The sequence below is a fragment of the Methylovulum psychrotolerans genome, assembly GCF_002209385.1.
GTDB lineage: Bacteria > Pseudomonadota > Gammaproteobacteria > Methylococcales > Methylomonadaceae > Methylovulum > Methylovulum psychrotolerans.
Genome location: NZ_CP022129.1, coordinates 2,957,951 through 2,977,809 on the forward strand (window position 1 = coordinate 2,957,951; position 19,859 = coordinate 2,977,809).

The 19,859-nt window shown below is 49.3% G+C and carries 12 protein-coding genes and 2 pseudogenes; 5 read left to right on the top strand and 9 right to left on the bottom strand.

Features of this window, described 5'->3' with window-relative positions; genetic code table 11:
- Positions 1–148 precede the first annotated feature (148 nt).
- The 5 genes and pseudogenes from CEK71_RS13390 to CEK71_RS13405 all read left to right on the top strand — a co-directional run bounded on the left by CEK71_RS13390 (position 149) and on the right by CEK71_RS13405 (position 6,015).
- On the top strand, positions 149–958 hold the full coding sequence (locus CEK71_RS13390; RefSeq protein WP_157679233.1) for a hypothetical protein: 810 nt from the start codon (positions 149–151) through the stop codon (positions 956–958).
- A 308-nt stretch (positions 959–1,266) separates the two neighbouring features.
- A pseudogene (locus tag CEK71_RS24315) lies at positions 1,267–1,659 on the top strand (RHS repeat-associated core domain-containing protein); the annotation flags it as partial.
- 18 nt (positions 1,660–1,677) lie between these two features.
- Entirely contained in the window at positions 1,678–2,283 is a 606-nt protein-coding gene (locus CEK71_RS23220; RefSeq protein WP_198328227.1) for a hypothetical protein, read from the top strand.
- 250 nt (positions 2,284–2,533) lie between these two features.
- Positions 2,534–2,747, top strand: a pseudogene (locus CEK71_RS13400) (efflux RND transporter permease subunit); the annotation flags it as partial.
- Between the two features lie 145 nt (positions 2,748–2,892).
- Positions 2,893–6,015, top strand: a complete 3,123-nt coding sequence (locus CEK71_RS13405) for a calcium-binding protein (protein WP_088619859.1) — start codon at positions 2,893–2,895, stop codon at positions 6,013–6,015.
- 103 nt (positions 6,016–6,118) lie between these two features.
- Here CEK71_RS13405 and CEK71_RS13410 read toward each other — a convergent pair whose 3' ends face one another.
- From CEK71_RS13410 to CEK71_RS13450, 9 genes are all read right to left on the bottom strand, one after another.
- Positions 6,119–7,321, bottom strand: coding sequence for an NAD-dependent formate dehydrogenase (locus CEK71_RS13410; RefSeq protein ID WP_088619860.1), 1,203 nt, complete (start codon positions 7,319–7,321; stop codon positions 6,119–6,121).
- 159 nt (positions 7,322–7,480) lie between these two features.
- Complete coding sequence (locus tag CEK71_RS13415; protein ID WP_088619861.1) at positions 7,481–7,933, bottom strand: hypothetical protein; 453 nt, start codon at positions 7,931–7,933, stop codon at positions 7,481–7,483.
- A 359-nt stretch (positions 7,934–8,292) separates the two neighbouring features.
- Entirely contained in the window at positions 8,293–9,111 is an 819-nt protein-coding gene (locus CEK71_RS13420) for a DNA adenine methylase (RefSeq protein WP_198328233.1), read from the bottom strand.
- A gap of 60 nt (positions 9,112–9,171) precedes the next feature.
- On the bottom strand, positions 9,172–10,674 hold the full coding sequence (locus CEK71_RS13425; RefSeq protein WP_088619862.1) for a hypothetical protein: 1,503 nt from the start codon (positions 10,672–10,674) through the stop codon (positions 9,172–9,174).
- Between the two features lies 1 nt (position 10,675).
- Complete coding sequence (locus CEK71_RS13430; RefSeq protein WP_088619863.1) at positions 10,676–12,922, bottom strand: phage tail protein; 2,247 nt, start codon at positions 12,920–12,922, stop codon at positions 10,676–10,678.
- Positions 12,919–13,365 carry an NlpC/P60 family protein gene (locus CEK71_RS13435; protein ID WP_088619864.1) on the bottom strand — a complete coding sequence of 149 codons (447 nt, stop codon included), beginning with the start codon at positions 13,363–13,365 and terminating at the stop codon, positions 12,919–12,921. The genes CEK71_RS13430 and CEK71_RS13435 overlap by 4 nt, the downstream gene beginning before the upstream one ends.
- On the bottom strand, positions 13,362–14,228 hold the full coding sequence (locus CEK71_RS13440; protein ID WP_088619865.1) for a baseplate hub domain-containing protein: 867 nt from the start codon (positions 14,226–14,228) through the stop codon (positions 13,362–13,364). Before CEK71_RS13440 ends, CEK71_RS13435 begins: the two co-directional genes overlap by 4 nt.
- Positions 14,225–14,833: a DUF2460 domain-containing protein gene (locus tag CEK71_RS13445; protein WP_088619866.1), complete on the bottom strand. Its 609-nt coding sequence runs from the start codon at positions 14,831–14,833 to the stop codon at positions 14,225–14,227. Before CEK71_RS13445 ends, CEK71_RS13440 begins: the two co-directional genes overlap by 4 nt.
- Complete coding sequence (locus tag CEK71_RS13450; protein ID WP_088619867.1) at positions 14,830–19,857, bottom strand: tape measure protein; 5,028 nt, start codon at positions 19,855–19,857, stop codon at positions 14,830–14,832. Before CEK71_RS13450 ends, CEK71_RS13445 begins: the two co-directional genes overlap by 4 nt.
- Positions 19,858–19,859 lie beyond the last annotated feature (2 nt).

A 19,859-nucleotide genomic window follows, 5' to 3' on the forward strand; every position in this document is an offset into this window, starting at 1 on the left:
GCCTAGTATCTCATTTTTTAAGTCAATTTATATGCGCTTGCCCTGCTTGATAATGCGGGTGGTGGTGATCTTCTTGAAATGATATCCCACGAGGGTATTCATTGGGATATGGAGACAAAAGGTAAGTCTGATAGTCATGATAATCAAGATGTTAACGGAAAAGGGTATCCCTATGATCAAGGTAGGGAACGGACTAAAAAGAAGGTTAGAAATGACTTTAATAACTATAGAAAGCAACGGTGTGGTTGTGAATAACAGTCCTCTATTGATGGCTAAACTAGGTATTGTTTGTTTTTACTTAACATTATGGCAAGAAAGCTTTGCAGATTCGGCAACGTCTTGTATTAGTTTTGACAATTATAGGCAATATGTTACTGATGCTTGGTGGGTATCGGATGCTGCTCTTCGTGAGCATAAGCAGCATCAAGGTATTAAGTCACAAGTATTGGTAAATAAAAAACCAAAGCTATCGGATGACCTGTTTCCAATTACCGGACACGCATTAACAAAAGGTGATGGCGATGTGCTTATATTTCAAAGGCTTTTTAAAGGTTGGGCAGGTATATCAGATACCGCCTATTTAACGCGAATAACTATAGCGGTTCCGTATCATTTGAAGGGGAAGGGTAGTATTCAAATTAAAAAAAACTCTGATGTAACCGTTTTTGTAATAGATGGAATGCCGTCTTTTCGTGAGTTTTGTATGGGGTATGCTTTAAAAGGGACTATAGAGTATGTCGTTTATCCTTCTGAAAAACCGTCTTCTGATCCGAGTGATGATGTTTTTTTCTCAAGATTATTGCATATAGATAGGGGCATCAAGGCACAGATTTCTTTAACTGCATCACTTGTCGACTCGATGGGGTCATTAGAAAGCAAATGCGGAAGTTGCGTATTTAATGCAGACTTAGTGTTTAATCATGGTAATATGGATTTGATTAACAATGAGATAAAGTAAAAGTTATTGTGTTTTTGTTAGGGTGAGGATTCATAACCAATACAATCCCTACCGCAGGCGCGGCGGCAACAGCCCGCTATGACGACCAAGACCGTCTGCTCGATTACCCTTCGACAAGCTCAGGGCAGGCCTCTTTATATAGCTACACCGCCAACGGCGAGTTGCAAAGCAAGACCAAAAACGGGCAAACCACCCAATACGCCTACGATGTCCTGGGCAACCTCAAACACGTCACCCTGCCCGACACCACCGCCATCGGTTACCTTACCGACGGGCAAAACCGCCGTATCGGCAAAACAGTCAACGGCGTGTTGGTACAGGGTTTCCTCTACCAAAACCAACTCAACCCCATCGCCGAACTGGACGGCAACAACCAAATCGTCAGCCGCTTCGTCTACGCCAGCAAAGCCAACGTGCCGGACTACCTGACCAAAAACGGCGCAACCTACCGCATCATCAGCGACCACCTCGGCAGCCCCCGTTTGGTCATCAACACCGCTAACGGCAGCGTCGCCCAACGCATCGACTACGATGTCTGGGGCAACATCACCCAAGACACCAACCCCGGCTTCCAGCCCTTCGGCTACGCGGGTGGCCTGTACGACCGGCACACCAAACTTGTCTGCTTCGGCGCAAGGGATTATGATGCCGAAACCGGACGCTGGACGGCGAAAGACCCGATCGGGTTTGGGGGAGGGGACAGTAACCTTTATGGGTATGTGGTCGGGGATCCGGTTAATTTTATTGATCCTCTAGGATTATGTAAGAATGACGAGTGGCCTAAGTATCCTGAATATGATGGAAATCCTGACGACCCTATTGAGCCATTACATCCCGAATGCTCAATTCCCGCATTAAGAGTTGTATGTACTTTGGCAGGGGAAGGCTCTAATAGACGAGGAGCTACCCGAACCACAAATCCTAAACACCATCCAAATGCAAAAAGTCCTGAACCACCAAATGCAAAAGATCTTTTTGATAAATCTATTACCGACAAAAAAGGTAGGCGTTGGGCTATAGACAAAGATGGCATAATACATAGATTCTCTAAGCCAAGTAATGGGGAAACTCATTGGAATGGCTCTACTGGTGGAGACAAACCCATCCGAATGGAAGATATTCCTAATGATATAACTGATGTTACGCACCCCATCCCAAAAAGAGTATCATTGACGGATGGAAAAAGAAAAAATAGAACTCTACACAGACTACCTGATCTGCAATCAAGGCTTTGCAACGGCGACGGGCTTGTCGGCGACAGCCCTCCCCATCAGGGGAGGGAGCCGGATTCCATTGCAACTTGTTGTTTTAAATTAATTTGTTAAAACTTTCAATACCCAGTAGCTGAACTATTTATCCGAATGTTAAAAACTTGATGATCGAGTTTCAGGTTTTAAAAATCTGAAAGGCCTTATGGAATCAGGTGTTAAGCAAACGACAGGCTAAAAGTTGGCCTTTAAACTCAACAGCCTGTGTTGCTTAATGGGCGACGGTCTCTATGAACACTGCATTCCTACCCTGAAACTAAACGCTTGCCGTTAGCCTTTCTTAATATTTAGCCGATTCTTCCTGGAAGCCATCCGCCAAGGTTGCGCCCAACGCCCGCCCCGTCATGATGACCGCCACCATCGCCCTGCTCGGCCTCGTACCCTTCCTGTTCGCCAACGGCCCAGGTTCGGAGGTGCAAAAAACCCTAGCCATCGTGGTCATCGGTGGCCTAATCACCTCAACATTACTGACCTTGGTGATGCTGCCAACGCTGTATCGGTGGTTTGAGGAAAAGCGGTGATATAAGCCGCACCAATATCACCGCCATACCAGAATAAATGCCAAAAAAATCTGAAAAACATTGCAATGTACCTTGGTTATTAATATACTAACAATAAAAATCACCAAAGACCTATCAGAACCCCATAAAACTCTGGAGATAAGCGATGGCAACGTATAACGGCGACAATACTAATAACATTTATATCGGTACAAATACGGATGATACTATTTATGGCAACGGCGGGGATGATAGCCTTAATGGTGTGGATGGCAACGATCAAATCTATGGTGGTGACGGCAATGACATCCTGAATGGCGGCCTAGGCAATGATTACCTGCAAGGCGATAACGGGGCGGACACTTACTTGATCGCCAAAGCGGACGGACAAGATGAAATTGGCAATTACCACTCCGACAACAGTATGGATGTGGTCACGTTCACCGATATGGCCAGCTCCGACATCACTTCCGTCACCCGTGCCCAAGACGGAAGCGACAACTTGATTCTGACCTACGGCACGGGCGGGCAACTGACCGTGGACAATTACTTTTCCGATGCAGCCTACCAAATTGACACGTTCCAGTTCACCGACAGCGTTTGGGGGTTAGCGGACATCATTGCCCGCGCCTCGGCCATCACCGGTACCGCGGATAGTGATTTCTTGTCTGGTTTTAATGACTGGTCAAACACGCTTTTGGGGTTGGGCGGCGACGATTACCTGTTTGGCGGCATCGGTGATGATGTGCTTATCGGTGGTGACGGCAACGATTGGCTACAAGGCATGGAAGGCAACGACACTCTGATAGGCGGCACGGGTAATGATATAGTGAGCGGCGGATACGGGATTGACACCTACCTGATCGCCAAAGCTGATGGACAGGATGAGATTGACGACACCCTAGATGACAGTGCCGATGTAGTCATTTTCACCGATATGACCCGCGCTGACATCACTTCCGTCACCCACTCCCAAGATGGGAGAAATAGTTTGGTCTTAACCTATGGTACAGATGGGCAACTGACCGTGGATGGCTATTTTAACGATACGCCTTACCGAATCAACACATTCCAGTTCACCGATGGCACTTGGACGTTGACAGACATCCTCATCCGCACCTCAGTCATCACTGGCACTGCAAATGATGACCTATTGTTTGGGTTTGATGCCTGGTCAAGCACCATTTCCGGGCTGGGCGGCAACGACACCCTGTATGGCGGCAGCCTTGCCGATACGCTTATCGGCGGTGACGGCAACGACATCCTAAATGGTGGCTTCAGCAACGACTACCTGGAAGGCGATAATGGGGCGGACACCTACCTTATCGCCAAGGCCGACGGGCAGGATGAGATTAACAATTACGACACCGATGGCAGTGTGGATGTGGTCACGTTCACCGATGTGGCTTTAAGTGATTTGGCGGGTATCAACACAAATGGCACCAACCTATACCTTAATTATGGCACCGCTAGCCAGTTGGTGGTGGACAATTATTTTTACGGCGACGCTTATCAAGTCAACCAATTTCAATTTGCTGGCGGCGATGTGCTGGCCAATTTTATCATCGGTACAGACAGTAGCAACGATACCCTGACCGGCACTAACGCCAATGATGCGATAAGTGGCCTTGGCGGTGCTGACACAATGGCCGGTGGCTTAGGCAATGACCTTTATTTTGTCGATAATGCTGGCGATGTCGTGACGGAAGCCAGTAGCGCGGGTACGGATACTCTACTGTCCAGCATCAGTTATACCTTAGCTGCAAATGCCGAAAACCTCATCCTTACCGGCAGTAATGCCATCAATGGCACAGGCAACGACCTTGCCAACATGCTCACGGGCAATGCGGCAGCAAATGTCTTGGCCGGCGGCTTAGGCAATGACACTTATATCGTTGACAATGCCGCCGACAATGCCATCGAAAACAGTGGCGAAGGCAGCGATACCGTACAAGCGTCAATCACTTACAGCTTGGGGGCCAATGTCGAAAATCTCACCCTGACCGGAACGGCAACCATCAACGGCACAGGCAATGGCCTTACCAATACCTTGATCGGTAACAGTGCCAACAATACCTTAGATGGCGGCATGGGTGCAGACACTTTGGTAGGCGGTTGGGGTGACGATCTCTATGTCGTTGACAATGCCGGGGATGTGGTCATGGAAGATACGGACGGAGGCATCGACATCGTGCAAAGCTCCATCTCCTGGACGCTGGGCGCAAATTTGGAAAACCTGACCCTGACAGGCACCGCCGCCATTTACGGCATCGGCAACAGCCTTGCCAATACACTGATCGGCAATACGGGAGCAAACCTCCTTGATGGTGGTGCCGGCGCGGATAATCTAAAAGGCGGTTTGGGTAATGACCAGTATAGGGTGGACAATATTGGCGACAAAGTATTTGAAAATGCGGGGGAAGGCACAGATACTGTACAAAGTTTGGTCAGTTACAGCTTGGTCGCCAATGTCGAAAACCTCATCCTCCTCAATGCTCCGGGAGCCATCAACGGCACGGGCAACGAATTGGCTAATATGCTGACGGGCAACACGGCCGCCAATGTCTTGGATGGCGGTGCCGGAGCGGACACGCTGACAGGGGGGTTAGGCAACGACTCCTTTATCGTGGACAATGTCGCTGATAGCGTGGTCGAAAACAGCGGTGAAGGCACCGACACCGTGCAAGCTTCGGTTTCTTACATCTTGGCGGCCAATGTCGAAAATCTGACCCTGACAGGCTCCGCTACCCTCAACGGCACCGGTAACACATTGGCTAACGTGCTGACGGGGAACAGCGCGATGAACATCCTCAACGGCGGCGCGGGGGCGGACACCCTGACAGGGGGTGCTGGCAGCGATATTTTCGTGTTCGGGACAGTGACGGGCGGTGCGGACAAGGTGCTGGATTTTGTCTCCGGCACCGACAAATTACAAGTGTTGGACGGGGTGGCTGGCTTATCGATAGGCAACGGCGATCATAGCATCAACAATGCCGCGCTCATTAATGGCCACGGCAGTTTTTCCACATTATCCGAGCTGGTGGTGGTCACTCCCAACATCATCGGCGCTATCACGGCCGCCAATGCCGCCACCGACATCGGCAACGCCACCAGCAACTATGCCGTGGGCAATACCCGCCTGTTCGCCGTTGACAACGGCGTGGACAGTGTCCTGTACTTGTTCAAATCAGCGGGTGCGGATGCCGTGGTCAGTGCCGGTGAACTGACCTTACTGGGCACATTGCAAGGCACGGCACAAACGGCTTTGGCAGATTATTCATTTGCTTGATAGATAGATATGGCGTTTCTTCGCATTTAAAAAAGTACGTCCATCGCGTTAAAGGGCTGCGGGGCTAACCCCGCAGCTTGACTTTCAGCTCAAGTGCCTGCCATCAATCCTTCTTAAATTTCGCCGCTTCTTCGGAGCCGCCTGTGGCATTGCCTTTGCTGTAGGAATGCGCACCGACCCCCGCCAGTTGCCCGCCCTGCACGACCAAATATTCATCACGGATAGGGCGACCTTCAAAATAACATTCCAATATCTCGCGGGTTCCTGCCGCATAACGGGTCTGTGCCGACAGGCTAGTGCCGGAGATATGCGGGGTCATGCCGTGGTTGGGCATGGTGCGCCAAGGGTGGTCGTTCGGAGCCGGTTGCGGGAACCAGACATCGCCTGCATAACCCGCCAGCTGGCCGTTTTCCAGCGCGTTGACTATCGCGTCGCGGTCACACAATTTGCCACGGGCCGTATTAATCAAATAAGCCCCACGTTTGAAATTCTTTAGGGTCTGTTCGTTAATCATGTGTTCGGTTTCTGGATGCAGCGGACAGTTCAAGGTCACGACATCACAGACTTGGGTCAGGCTTTCCAAACTGGCGTGGTAAGTCAGATTAAGTTCCTGCTCGATGGCTTCCGGCAAACGGTGGCGATCCAGATAATGCAGCTTCACGTCAAAAGGTTTCAGCAAGCGCAAAACCCGCAGGCCTATCCGGCCAGCGGCGACTGTGCCGACATTCATCGCTTCCAAATCGTAAGACCGCGCCACACAGTCGGCGATATTCCAGCCGCCTTTCATCACCCAATTATAAGACGGGATATAATTGCGCACCAATGCCAGCGTCATCATCACCACATGTTCGGCAACGCTGTTGCTGTTGCAGTAGGTCACTTCGGCAACGGTGATGCCGCGCTCCATAGCTGCTTGTAGGTCGGTATGGTCGGAGCCGATACCTGCCGTCACAATCATTTTCAGGTTTTTGGCCTTAGCGATACGCTCGGCAGTCATATAAGCAGGCCAGAACGGTTGGGAAATGACGATTTCCGCGTCATGCAGTTCTTGGTCGAGGACGCTGTCGACCCCGTCTTTGCTGGAAGTCACCACTAACTGGTGACCGTTCGCTTCCAGATAACGCCGTAAACCTAACTCACCGGACACGCTACCCAGCAATGCCCCAGGTTTAAAATCTATCGCCTTAGGGGTAGGCAGTGTTTGCCCGTCCGGGTAACGTTCCGGTTGCGGCAAATCATCACGCGCATAAGCAGTGGGATAGCCGTCGATAGGGTCGTCGTAAAGCACACAAACAATTTTAGCCATTTTATAGCACCTTGATTTTTATTGGATGACTGGACATATCCTGATAAGGGTATGCCCAGAAGTATCCCGGCCGGGTGCGGCTATTGTCTGCTTTAGGGTGGCGGTGCGTCTAATCGTTTCGAAGTATGGCTTGATAACCTACAGCTATGGCTGTTACGGTCAACCTGCCTGCCCGTCCGGTAAATCTCTAAAAGTGGACAATAACACCACCACCGCCGCCCGTCCGAAACCATAGCTGGTGATCAGCAGGCTTGCCAGCAGATATACACGAAATACCCCCGGAAAAAACCCTTCCGCCGGAGTCGGGCTATCTAATGACGGAAACATCGCCTGCAACATAAACAAACTGGAATTGGTAAAGGCACCGACCACCATGCACCAGCGCACCGGAGAGGGCAACGGCACTTTTGCCGCATAAAACCCGAACAGCAACGCGCTCATCAATAAAAAATCCAGATGCGCTTGAAGTACACGGGTAAACTTGCCCGGAAAAATCAGCTTGATTAGCGTTAGGTCAAACTTCAAAAAAACCAAGCACCAGGCCAGGCACAAAGCCATTAATAGCCATAAGGTAGCCCCTCTGAGCAGCAGCACGTTTGTATTTTGGTTCATTAGCCCCTCTCTTGGATTAAAACCGTTCAGCCTTTAAGATTGCCTACTATAAAGTAGCTGGGCTGATTGATCTTGCCTGAAGCGGAATAATAGCTTGACTGTGGCGGCACTATCACCTGACAACATGCTATATTGCTATAGGGTTAATTACGTTTTTTGGAGTGGGCAATGAACACTGACTGATTGCTGAGAGTATTCTTTCACGCTTGGCGGCTAAACGTCATTTTTCACAAAATAACGTAACATATTGATTTTAATTGTTTTTATAAAAAACAGTGAAAAATCATTTCTTGCAAATACTTTCACGCTTTTAATTTTAAAGTGACTATATTTTTAGCAAAATTTGCAAATACTTTTCGCTAAAAATTCTTAATCAGCAGCTCTTCAGACTCTTTTCTAACCCCGCCTTTCCCGATATTTCCGCATGAATATTTGATGGTGAGCATCTCTATATTTAGCCCATCGAATACTTGCTGCATCTTCTCGTGGTTATTTACCGAGATTATTATTTTACCTTTCATACTCTTTGCCAGTTGCGCCATTTGCACATATTCATCAATGCCGAACTTCATGCCATAGCCTGCTGTTTGCCAATAAGGCGGATCGCAATAAGCCAATGTATCGGCACTATCGTATCTGCCTATGCAATCCGCCCACGGCAGATTTTCGATATAAACCTTATCCAGCCTTGCCGTTAATAGCTCTATATCTTGTTTGAATCTAGCTGCTGATAGACCCGGAGCCGTTGACCTGCCATAACCAAATGACGGGGCGGTCATCCGGCCACCGAAAGCCATCCTGTTAATTGCGTAAAATCTGGCAGCTCTTTGAATATCCGTAAGCTCGCCTGGGTTTTGTGATTTGAGCTTGTCAAACAGCCATCTGCTATGCAGCATTCCGATTGCCTGTTTGCTTAGTTCATCTGGGTGAACTTGAATGCAGCGATATAGGTTAATCAAGTCGCCATTGAAGTCATTGATCACCTCGGCTTTTGAGCGGGGCTTTTTTAGAAAAACTGCGGCACCGCCGCAAAATGGTTCAACATAGCAGGTATGCTTAGGGAATTTCTCGATTATTTCGGTGGCTAATTTACTTTTCCCACCCATCCAGCGCAAAATTGGCTTTAATTGTTTGTTGCCTTTCATTAAAAATTTCATAATAGTTGATTGGCTAATCATTGTCGCTCTAGCAGTAGTGCATAGCAAGTGCTAAACAAAAAACAATATAAAAATCAATTATTAATTAACTTTTAATACCTCAAAAACAAGCCAACAAGCAGAAGAACTTGTATTAAAGCTTGTTCCGGCTACCGTTCCATCTCCTACCCCATTCCCGTTTATGTATAAATTTGTAGTTCCGCTAAGGGTTAATAGAAAAGTGCCTACTAAATTTGTTGGGACACTAGAAGTTGGAGTACCTCCTTGCTGTACTTTCTGATGTAAACTGGCGCTTACAATTGTCAACATATTATGGTCAGCAATTACAAAGTTAAAATTAATGCCCCCATTCGATAGCTGTCCTGTTGCTTTAATTATAAAAGTGCCGACGGGCAGCGTAAAAACTCCATGATTATTGGCTGGAGACGACGAAGATGCAGGAGGAGGAGAGAATCCGGTTAGATTACTCCAATTACTTAAACTCTGAACATAAGTCAAAACAGTTGAACTGCCCGTAGTATTTTGAAAATTCATATTAAAGAGGGCGTACCCTAGTATAATAGAACTTCCTGCTGAAACCGTAGACCATTGAACGTTATAATCAGTAGAATTTATTTTACTTAAAACTTGCCCGGTAGTGCCGCCTGAAGGTAGCCCCCTATCCCCGGATGCAACATCTGCCGAAGTTGCCCCCACACTTTTCCCCGCCGCATTACCCAGCAACTGTAAAACAAAAGTCGACCCATTGCCGACAATCGCATAACCGTTAGTCGCCGCCAGCGCGGCAATGGCGCTCAATTTAGCGTTTATGGGTTGATAAACCGAATTGGCCCACGATACCAAGATCGCCCATACCGGATATTTAGACGTACTAGCAATATCACCAGTAGAATTTGATTTGTTGCTGATATTTTCAGGAACATAACCAAATGCCCCCTCAAGCACAGCCCAATTTGCTGCCGTTTGCCCCGGCGTATCAGTCAGCGCACGGATTGACGTGTGCGACTCATAATAAACTCCACCTAGCGTACCGCCTACAGACAGATACCATACATCACCCTTTAAAATAGCTCCGCTTGTGCCTGATCCGCCAGATGATGGCCAAATGTTGCCAGAAGCGTCATAAGTACCGCAATCTTGCAAAAGCCCAGTAGTCGCTGTATCTGTATAAGTTTTTGCCGCTGACAAAACCGCTGCATCTGCCAAAGTCGCAAACTCGGTGGTGGCAATCTGCATGGTTGACGTGAGGGTAGGTGCTGTCGGAGCAGTCGGCGTACCCGTCAATGCAGGGCTATCAATCGTTGCCCGTAGCGATATTTGCGCCTGCAACTTACCAAGCGCGACCAACGCATTATCAGTCGCCACAATAAGGGCTGAGCTGGCAAAGCCAATCCCGGTCAACATCATGGAAGATAAGCTAGGCGCAGACAGCCCACTAACTAAATCCAAAACCGCCTGAATAGCTTGCTTGATAGACGTAAAATTATTCCGCACCGAACTGATGGTAGGAATAGTTCCGGCAACTTCATCAAAATCCTGAGGCTTTGACGGGTCGATAGCATCTATATAATCCTGAGCGGCCATATCAGTTCCCCCACTGCCAGAAAATTTCACCAGCCCGCGTGCCTTGCAGCGGTGTAGACAAAACAATCGAATAACGCACGGCATCGGCTAGACTTTGCAAGCCCTGGCCATACTGGTTGTAACTCAAAAATTTTAGATTCAGGGTGCTGCCAATATCTTTGGCTTGATATGGGATTTTAAATATCCGGCTATCACAGCGTACAAACGCCGCCCCCGCTGCCGCGCCCCGGCTTGACCCGTACAGCCCGCGCCGCAAATACGGCAAAGCCTGTAAAGTAAACACATCAGTGCGGTCAGGCATGGCGGGGAAGGCCGCGCAATGGATAGTCTTCGTATTAGCCTCAGTATCATAGACGTATGTTGAGATAGTGCGCGATACGCCTGCATTAATGCCCGCCGTACACATTATCGCACCGCCATCATAGTAGCCAGTATCCCGCCCTAAAGCATCAAACTGTATCTCCCCAGCCGACACGACAGCCGTGGCGATAGCCCCCGTTAAAGTGGCAGGGTTTGGCGTGGTCAAATCATAATAAGAACCGACCAACTTAGCGTCCGTATACGACACAAACTCAGTGCCGGCCAAGCATAAAGACCGGAAATTCTTTGCGTCGTCATGTGACGCACCGGCTAATTTTCCGCTAGACAAAGCGACCTTTAAAAGATGGGAGCCATCATAATCAGGATCACTGCCGCTGGCGAAATCGGCAGTTAACGACCCGATTGTCGATGACCCGTTCATGGCCCCCATCAATTGATAATTGTCATCCGAAAACGATGCCCATACCTGACAGCCGCCATACCTTTCGTCCGGATGGGCAATGGCCACCCAAACCTCATAACCATTTTTAGCCAATACACCAGGCGCATGAAACAGCACGGGCGGGTCAATGTCACCGACCCCGACATTCCACGGTATGCGGGTATCAAAAACATCATCAGCCGCATAGCCGACCGTATGGCCCAGGCCGTCAGGCAGCTCTTCAAAAGTTATCGCTAAAGTATCATCATTATCGGAAACGGACGTAATCAATACAGGCACATCATCCAAGCCCAGACCCTCATCGATAATATAAACCACGTCCATCGGCTCAAGGTAAGCATACTGCCATCCAGTCAACGTGCCATCATAGCTGTCAATAACGTATATTGACCGCTGTACTTGGTTTTGCGCTACCGTTTGTGCAACTGACATTAGGGTTATCTCATCGGCGACAAACACTTGCCCAGGCCGGTAGTTAGACGAATCAATATCTGCCGTTTCACGGTATTCGGGCGTTTTCATTTTGTTGTACTCTTTTGCCCGTGACTTAAATTCAACAGTAAGCGCATTAAACGTATCGGCTTGATTGGTCTGAGAGCAAACAATCGGATCGGTATCGCCATCGACTAAAAAATCATCATCCGTCAGATGTATATCTAACGGGGCCACCGGCAAATAAGTGCGTCCATTAGCCGTATGGCTGGTTTGCGAATAAGGGACAAATTTCAATGCCCCGCCAGTACCCTCAGCATTTTCCGTCCACACGATTGCTGAATTGGCAATCGTCGCCCATTTGGTCATCAGTTCATGGGCGGCGATCTGTTCAGTAAGGGCGGGGCTGATAACGATGCCGTAGCTTTGGCAATAATCGTCAAGCAAGCTTAGTGACAGCAAGCGGGCGGCACCAAAATCACAACCCCACTGGGCATTCAATAACAGCCCAGTGATGGCATTGGCCACGGTCGCATCGCCGCCCGGTTCGGTGCTGTAAAACCCGCCCACCTCAACGCTGTGGTTGCCCAGGCTCGCTGAATTGGTCAGCTCATAATCATGCGCTGCGAGATAAGCAAAACCTTTATAAGCCAGGGCATGGGTAGGGTGCTTGCCCTCCATATACGTCCACGGCTCTTGGCCATCCGCCCCGTCAAATTCCGCAAACCCTTTCAAATCAGGCGTGGCATAAACATCCTTATTAACCCACAAACGATTATAATTAACGCCATAGCCGCCGCCTTCACCGACAAGCAACAATACCGTCGCATAATAAGTGTAGTTAGCCGCCGCACTGCCGCCGCCGCCCTTACCGCCTTGAGATGATGGGTGCGAAACAGAGTAAAAATCCATATAGTCAATCAGGATGAGGTTGCCACGGTTCGTGCCGATATAAACCGGCGACGTCACCCCGTAACCCTGACTCATGACTTTAAATGAGCCGATCTTAGTTTCGGTCGTATTGGCTCCGCCGCCGCCGCCAAACAGACTCATAGTTGCCCCTTAGCAAAATAACTGTAAAACGCCCTTTCACGCCGCTTTAAATCTGCCTGAAGCGCATTGTCATAAACCACGCCCGCCTTCTCGCCCCGCAAAGCATGGATGATTTTGGGGTAATCAACGACAATGCCGCCATGCGAAAATGTCCGGCCATACTTGAATACGACCAAATCTGCCTGTTGGGGCGATTCAACCCGCACACAATACCGCTCGACGATCTGCAAATACCGCTCTTCGTTGCGGTGCAGCGCCCAATCGATTGGATAATCATCAATAGATTCGCGTCCAATCAGCCCGCAAGCGATATAAACTTCCAACGGAAATTGGCCGCAATCCACGCCCATGCCTTTAATTGCTTGATTGTGCGCCCACGGCGTATTAAGCCAAGTTTCAGCTTCGGTAATCACCGCTTGGCGTTGCCCTTGCTCAACACTCATAAATTTTCCTCATACACCGGCACAAATTTAAAGGTACGGCGATGGGCAAGATTATCAAATGTACCCCCGCAGACCGCTTCAGACAAATCGCAACCTGCCACGGCAATAAAGCTATCACCAGGGCCAGGCGTATAGTCAAACGCCTTAGCAAAAACAAAATGACCAACGCTATACGCCTGCACAGTGCGCATAGCCCCTGCATTTTGCCCACTGGTAAAAGTCACCGTGCCAAAGCGGTAATAGTTATCGGGCTGGCTTAAGCCACAAACCAAGGCCTTTTTACTGGCGGTTGTGACCGTGCCGGTATGGCTAAAGTCCGCCTTATTTTTTCCGCACCGACCGTCAAAGAGGATATTTAAGCAACTGGGTGTAATCGTATTCAGCGGTACCATCTTATTGAGCAGCTCGGTATCGGCCACAACATTGAACGCTACTTGTGTGCGCGATGGCTTCGGTTCGGCAACCCGACCCTCGAAACTGTAAATCACCCCCGTTGCCGCCACATTGACATTACCGCCATTATTGACCGCAAAATAGGCCCGTTGAATTAACATCCTCGCGCCCCGAAACCCACCTATGCGGACAAAATGCGGGAGCGGCAAGCCCTGTAGCGTTTTGTCCCGTCTTGTGGTCAGCGTCACACTGACATTATCGACCTCAATACCGATGGCCTGCTTAATGGTGTCGCGCTCTACGGCAAAAGAGTCATGTATAAAAGCATGGCCATCCCAAACTGCATCAAAATCGGGGGCGGATGTCAGGCGGATGGCGGTGCCGTCCAGCAAGGTCAACGTATAAAGGTTAGCCGTGATAAAGCGGCCACTGGCCAGCAAGGATTGCAAAGGTGCCGAAACAGATTTCATAGTTTGTTAACTGGGCTACCAATAAAAGAAAAATCGGCATAATCGAACACGCCAACCGCAGATTCGTTAAAATCAGGGATAGCCGCATCAAAACGGCAGCGGTGATAATAGCCCCCTGACCACTCGACCCGTGCGCCATCGGGCGGCGCACTGTCAAACGTCACCAGCCCGGTGCCGTCAATGCTGTAACCGCCCGTTTGCAGCTCACCGCCGACAAACAGGCTGACATCGTCTTTGGGGTTGTTGACCAATTCAATAAAGCCATAATTTTGCTCAATAACCCGCAACTGGAAAGTCGTCCTGGAACCATCGCCATTACCCAAAAACATAGATTCAACAAAGTTATAACGTGGGCAGTCATACAGCCAAGTGTCTTCTTGGCCACCATGCGCGATAATAAAGCCCATCAGCTGATTAAGCTCACCATACCCCAAGTCGTTTTGCAGGAAACTGATCGGCACGGTGAAATGCCATAAGGGATATGCGCTGAAGCGTTGGCGAATTTCCCGACCGCTGGCCGTAGTTTTCATGACCGTGGCAAATTCAGGGTTGCGCTTCCTGTCCATTGCAAAGCCGATAAAATTCGGCAAAATTAAATCACTCATTTTGCAGTCCTCGGCACTTTTGCGCCCTTGACTTTTTCACGGACGACTTTAGCTATCGTATCGCTATTGCGGTGCAGCAGCTTCGCGACACTGGCATCATCGACAGCGTCAATATACAAATGAATATCGCCCTCATGGTTATGGGTGACGGATGATGGCTCAGGAGCCGCCTGGGTGGCTGTTAAATTTGTCGCCTTTTGTCCGGCAGATTGCCCATTTTTAACGATTTGCCCAGCCGATTCGGCGGCTTGGTGGGCGATGCCCGTCACAGAGGCGGGCAGTGCCCAGTTGCCGTGCAGTTGGCCGCTGTCAACCAAGCCGCTTACCACGGACGATAATTGTGATGATTTGTCCGGCAAACCCCGTTCCTGAACGAACGAAACGACTTTGCGGAAATTATCAGCAACCCCAGCAGGTAATACTGATTCTTTTTCATGTAGGATATAAGGGCTGCCGTCTTCCCTAACTTGCCACTCGCCGCCCTTTGCCGACCCCAATGCCAATGTCCCCGCAAATGCAGCCATCCCAGCAATAGGAGCCAACACGACATTAAAAGGGAATGGCACCATTTCCATAACTGAAGCGAACGCGCCCTTGGCGGCCTTCCAAGCCGAGCCTAGTGCCGATTCTGCGTTGGCCGTCTTTTCAATGGCAGCGCGTTCCACGTTGCCTTCAGTAGTCGCGACGGTCTGCAATTGCTCACCGACAACTTTAACCCCGACCTTGGTGGCTTCTTTGCCGCTAAATCCCATGGCTTCCCATAACCACTGGCCAGCCATTTCAGCTTGCTTAGCCGCCCACAGCATCCCATCCCACGCCTTACTTGCCCAAGAAATGGATTTTTTCTTGTTTTCTTTCGCTGCAAATCCCAGCGTTTCCCATGCCCACTGCCCGGCAAGCATTGCCTTTTCTTTAGCCCATAACAATCCTGCCCAAATCACATCACCGTTTTTAAGGGCTTTTTCTTGTGCGCTGTTAGCCTTAAGCTTGGTTAATTTCCACGCCCATTGCGCGGCATCCATTGCCCGCTCTTGCATAAACGTTGAGGCGTAACTTACCAAGATCGAGTTTGCCATATTGCGCACGGCATTGCCGATGGTTTGCTGTCCGGTCAGCACCCCGTTGGTCATTTGCGACATGGCATTTTTAAGCGGAGTGACCATGCCCTCAAACATCGCCTTGCGGTTTTTCTCTTCGGTCTGGGCTATCTGTAGGCGTTCCGCCATCGCCGTCCGTTCCGCTGCTGCGCGTTCATTCAGGTTTTGTGCAACTGCCAGCTTGTCGCTATCCAACAGCTTGCGCTTTTCGTCGAGCAGTTTTTGCTCAATCGCTAGCCGTTCATCAGCAAACCCGCGCAATTGCTCAAGATGTTCGCCCTCGGTGATATTGCCCAGGTCAAGTTCCTGCTGGGCCGCAGACTCACGCAACGCCAGTTCGTCCAAGGCCGCAGCGCGGTCAGCGTTAAGCTGCTCGCTGGCTAATGCCTTTTTATCGGTATCCTCCTTTTTCTTGATGTCTATCGCAACGGCGGACTGTTCAAGCTGAGCCGCTTGGGCATCCAGCCCTAGGCTTTTAAGTTTGGCTTGGGTATCAGCTTCCTGTGCAACTTGTTGGCTTTCTAACTGGGCTATTTTGGCATTGGCGGCTTGTCGCTCTTCAACGGAGCTGTTGGCACCGGACACAGTAGCGGCCATACCAGTTGGGCTTGCTGATAAGGCAGATGTATAGGCGGCTTGATGACCCATGCCGGTGTTAATATTTTGCTGGTACTGGTCACGGGCCGCATTCAATGCCGCCTGTATTTGCGGCGTGGTCATCGTTGCCGCATTACCGCCCTTGCCCTTATGGTAGCTCTCACCCGTATTAGGATTAGGCACAACTGCCTGCTCTTTTGCCAAGTCAAGTTGCGCCGCATTAATATCGGTACTTTTTCCGGTGATGAAATTTTGTAGGGCGGGGCGTTTTGCGGCCACCAGATATTCGGTAAAAATCTTTTCTTGGGTGGCGGCATCGAATTTTGTATCGGCACTTAATTTAAGTTCCGCCACCGCCGATTTCAGCGTATCAGCAATGACTTGATATTTGCCTGCCGCGCCGATCCGGTCTTTATTGGCGATAGACAGGGCTTGCCGAGCCTGAATCTCGGCAATGGTCATAGACTCCAAATCAAGTGGTTTTTCGCTAGGCAGGGTAGTGTTTTTGATGGTGCCGCGATTATAGACATTATAGTCGCCGCCGCTTTCGCCACCCGCCACCAATCCGGCCAAGGAACTTGATGTGGCAGTTGATTTTGATAAGGCCGCCATTTCAGCTTTTGCAACCTTGAGCTGTTCATCAAGCGAGGCCTTTTGCAAGGTATCGGATTCCAAAATAAAGGCGCGTTCAATTTCCTGTTTTTTGGTTTCCTTTATTTTGGTCAGCTCAAGCGACTTTTGTTGATATTCGATTTCATCAATCTCATCAGCATTAAGTGATCTTTTTAACGCCAGTTCCTTATCTTTATAAGTATTTTCAAGGTCTTTTAATTGGCCATCATGGGTATTTTGCAGGGCATCTTGCAGGTTTTTTGCGGCATTCAGGTTAATATCCAAATCCGCACGGATTGCCGCTTTGGTATCGTCCGCCGCCTGTTTTTGTTCATCAGCCCTGAATTTGACACGGGCAGCTTCAGCGTCAGACAAGGCTTGAGCTTTCTGATTATCAATAATCGCTAGCTTGGCGGTCAGCTCCGGCCCCTTGGTCGCTTTTGACGAAGCCGCGCTTGTTTTTGTCAGTGCGGCGGCTTCGGCATCAAGACGCTCAAGCGTCAGCTTTAGCGCCTGTTCATTATAGGCTTTATCTATTGCCAGTTTTTTGGCGGCATTATTACCGGCCATAGCAAGCGCGGATTCATAGGCATTTTTTGCCAATTGCTCCCTGAGTTTAAAGCTGCTCTCAACTATTTCTTGATCTGCTTTTGCCTGGGCTTCCTCCATTTTTGCATTGGTCTTGCCTGAGCCTGCCGCTTCTTTTTCTTTAATGGCGGCTTGAATAGCCGATAATTTTGCTTGGTAAGCATTTAGCCTCAGCAAATCTGCATTGATGGCCTCGCTCCCAATCAAGCCCTCTTGCACTTGTTTTTGCAGCGGCGCTATTTTATCGCCAATAGCTTTTATCGTTGCCTGGGTATCGTTTAAAGCAGCATTAAGCTCATCTGAAGATAATGCAGAAGCGTCAAAATTGGTTATCTTGTCAATTTTCTGGGCTTCCAGCTGCTTCATTCTTTGCTCTAGCACATCCAATGCTTGCAGCAAGTTATCGCGCTGTGTGGCAACTCCACCTACATTTAACAATTTTCCAAAACTGAATGTTTCCAGTTCTTTTATTTTTGCTTTCAGCGCGTCGATGCTCGCACTGGTTTTAGTAAAATCAATATCAACTTCAAGTGCAGACAGTTTTTTTACTTCCACCGCCGACAAGGCAAGCGCGTCAGTTAATGCTTTAGCCCTTATTTCCGCCTTTCTTTCTGAGCCAGTGATTTTTTCAAGGATGCTATAAAGCCCATACAACGCAATGACTGCTACGCCGACCCAGCCACCAATAAACGCAAAGGCCGCTTTTCCGGCAGCGGCAAAGCGGGTCATTGCCACGCCTGACATATTAGTGGCCTCAGTCAATGCGGCAGTGGCCACAGTCTGTGCGCCCGTTGCTTGTGTAACTTGCTGAGATATGGCGGCTTGTTGTCTGCCCAAAACTGCCATATTAGCGAGTATTTGAGAGCGTTTAATCTCTTCAGCCGATAAGGCCGCTGTTGCCCTTCTAAGTAAATAAGTGACTGATGTTGTCTGTACCGTTGCTTGCAGCGCGGCTATTTCTGCGCGTGTCTGGGCAATGGTGGTATTGGTTAAAGCCAATTTAGCCGCTTCTGCGGCAATATCTGCTTGGACCAAGGCCAGATTAGACTCATTTAAGGCAAGATTGGTTGATATGACATTCAGGTTGCGCTGTGCATATTCGATGAGCGCGGCGATATGCGCCCGCTCAACCGCTATGGCATCGCCTTTCATGGCAATATAAGCAACAAATGAACTTAAAACTTTTCCGGTTAACGTAGCGGCTATTAATGATAAGGTGGCAACAATGCCATCCCCGTTGTCTTTTATCCACCCATATGCGGACTTTCCAGAATCAACCAACCCCAGCAAGCCGCTGGCTATAGGCTTTTCCAGCTTCTTGGCCATCTTGACGTATTCGTTTGCCAAATCAGCGTATGATGCAGAAATATTTCCCGCCGTTGCTGCCGCCGCCCCTTCGTAAGATTTTAGGGCGGTAACAAACTTATTGCCAAATTCTTCTGACGTGACCGTGCCGGTCCCGATTAATTTACGCAGTGCACCAACTGACATGCCAAATGCCTTGGCAATCTCATTGGCAAGCCCCGGCATTGGCTCGGTAATTTGCTTAAACTCCTCCATAGCCACAATACCGGTTCCCAGTGCTTGGGCTAAACCATATACTGATTGCGCTATCTGGGCTTGGGATGCGCCAACTTTTGATCCCGCGTTACTAAACCCCTCCAAAAGCTGTGTTGATTGCTGGCGGGTAATAATACCGCTTTGCTCCAATGCCAAAAAAGCAGCATACGACTCGGTCAGCATTGATACGTTTTTATGATGCCGACCTGCCAAATCAACTAAATAGGCTTCTGATGCCGCGTAATCTGTATTGCCATGGGTTAGCCCCATTAGCCGGGTTCGCAGGTCTTGGGCAATCCTAACGGCATCCGCTAGTCCGTGGACAAAAGCAAGGAGGGCAGCGAACGAAAAAGCATAGGCAATTTGTGCCCCAATACCCGAAAGCATTTTTTTCAAACCTGAAAGCGATGTCTCGGTTTGATTAACGCCCCGCTGAAATTTGTTAAGGCTGGCGTCGGCTGTTTGTGAGCTATTGCGGAATTGGTTCAGTTGATTTTCAGCCGCCCGTGCAGCACCATTAAACTGATCGGTAATAAATCGCAATATTAGCCTAAGCGTCAAGTCTCTCATTT

Bases quoted from the DNA above. Each gene is read 5' to 3' on its own strand.
- CEK71_RS13390 (WP_157679233.1), top strand. From the start codon at position 149: ATGTTAACGGAAAAGGGTATCCCTATGATCAAGGTAGGGAACGGACTA.
- CEK71_RS13405 (WP_088619859.1), top strand. From the start codon at position 2,893: ATGGCAACGTATAACGGCGACAATACTAATAACATTTATATCGGTACA.
- CEK71_RS13410 (WP_088619860.1), bottom strand. From the start codon at position 7,321: ATGGCTAAAATTGTTTGTGTGCTTTACGACGACCCTATCGACGGCTAT.
- CEK71_RS13415 (WP_088619861.1), bottom strand. From the start codon at position 7,933: ATGAACCAAAATACAAACGTGCTGCTGCTCAGAGGGGCTACCTTATGG.
- CEK71_RS13420 (WP_198328233.1), bottom strand. From the start codon at position 9,111: ATGATTAGCCAATCAACTATTATGAAATTTTTAATGAAAGGCAACAAA.
- CEK71_RS13425 (WP_088619862.1), bottom strand. From the start codon at position 10,674: ATGGCCGCTCAGGATTATATAGATGCTATCGACCCGTCAAAGCCTCAG.
- CEK71_RS13430 (WP_088619863.1), bottom strand. From the start codon at position 12,922: ATGAGTCTGTTTGGCGGCGGCGGCGGAGCCAATACGACCGAAACTAAG.
- CEK71_RS13435 (WP_088619864.1), bottom strand. From the start codon at position 13,365: ATGAGTGTTGAGCAAGGGCAACGCCAAGCGGTGATTACCGAAGCTGAA.
- CEK71_RS13440 (WP_088619865.1), bottom strand. From the start codon at position 14,228: ATGAAATCTGTTTCGGCACCTTTGCAATCCTTGCTGGCCAGTGGCCGC.
- CEK71_RS13445 (WP_088619866.1), bottom strand. From the start codon at position 14,833: ATGAGTGATTTAATTTTGCCGAATTTTATCGGCTTTGCAATGGACAGG.
- CEK71_RS13450 (WP_088619867.1), bottom strand. From the start codon at position 19,857: ATGAGAGACTTGACGCTTAGGCTAATATTGCGATTTATTACCGATCAG.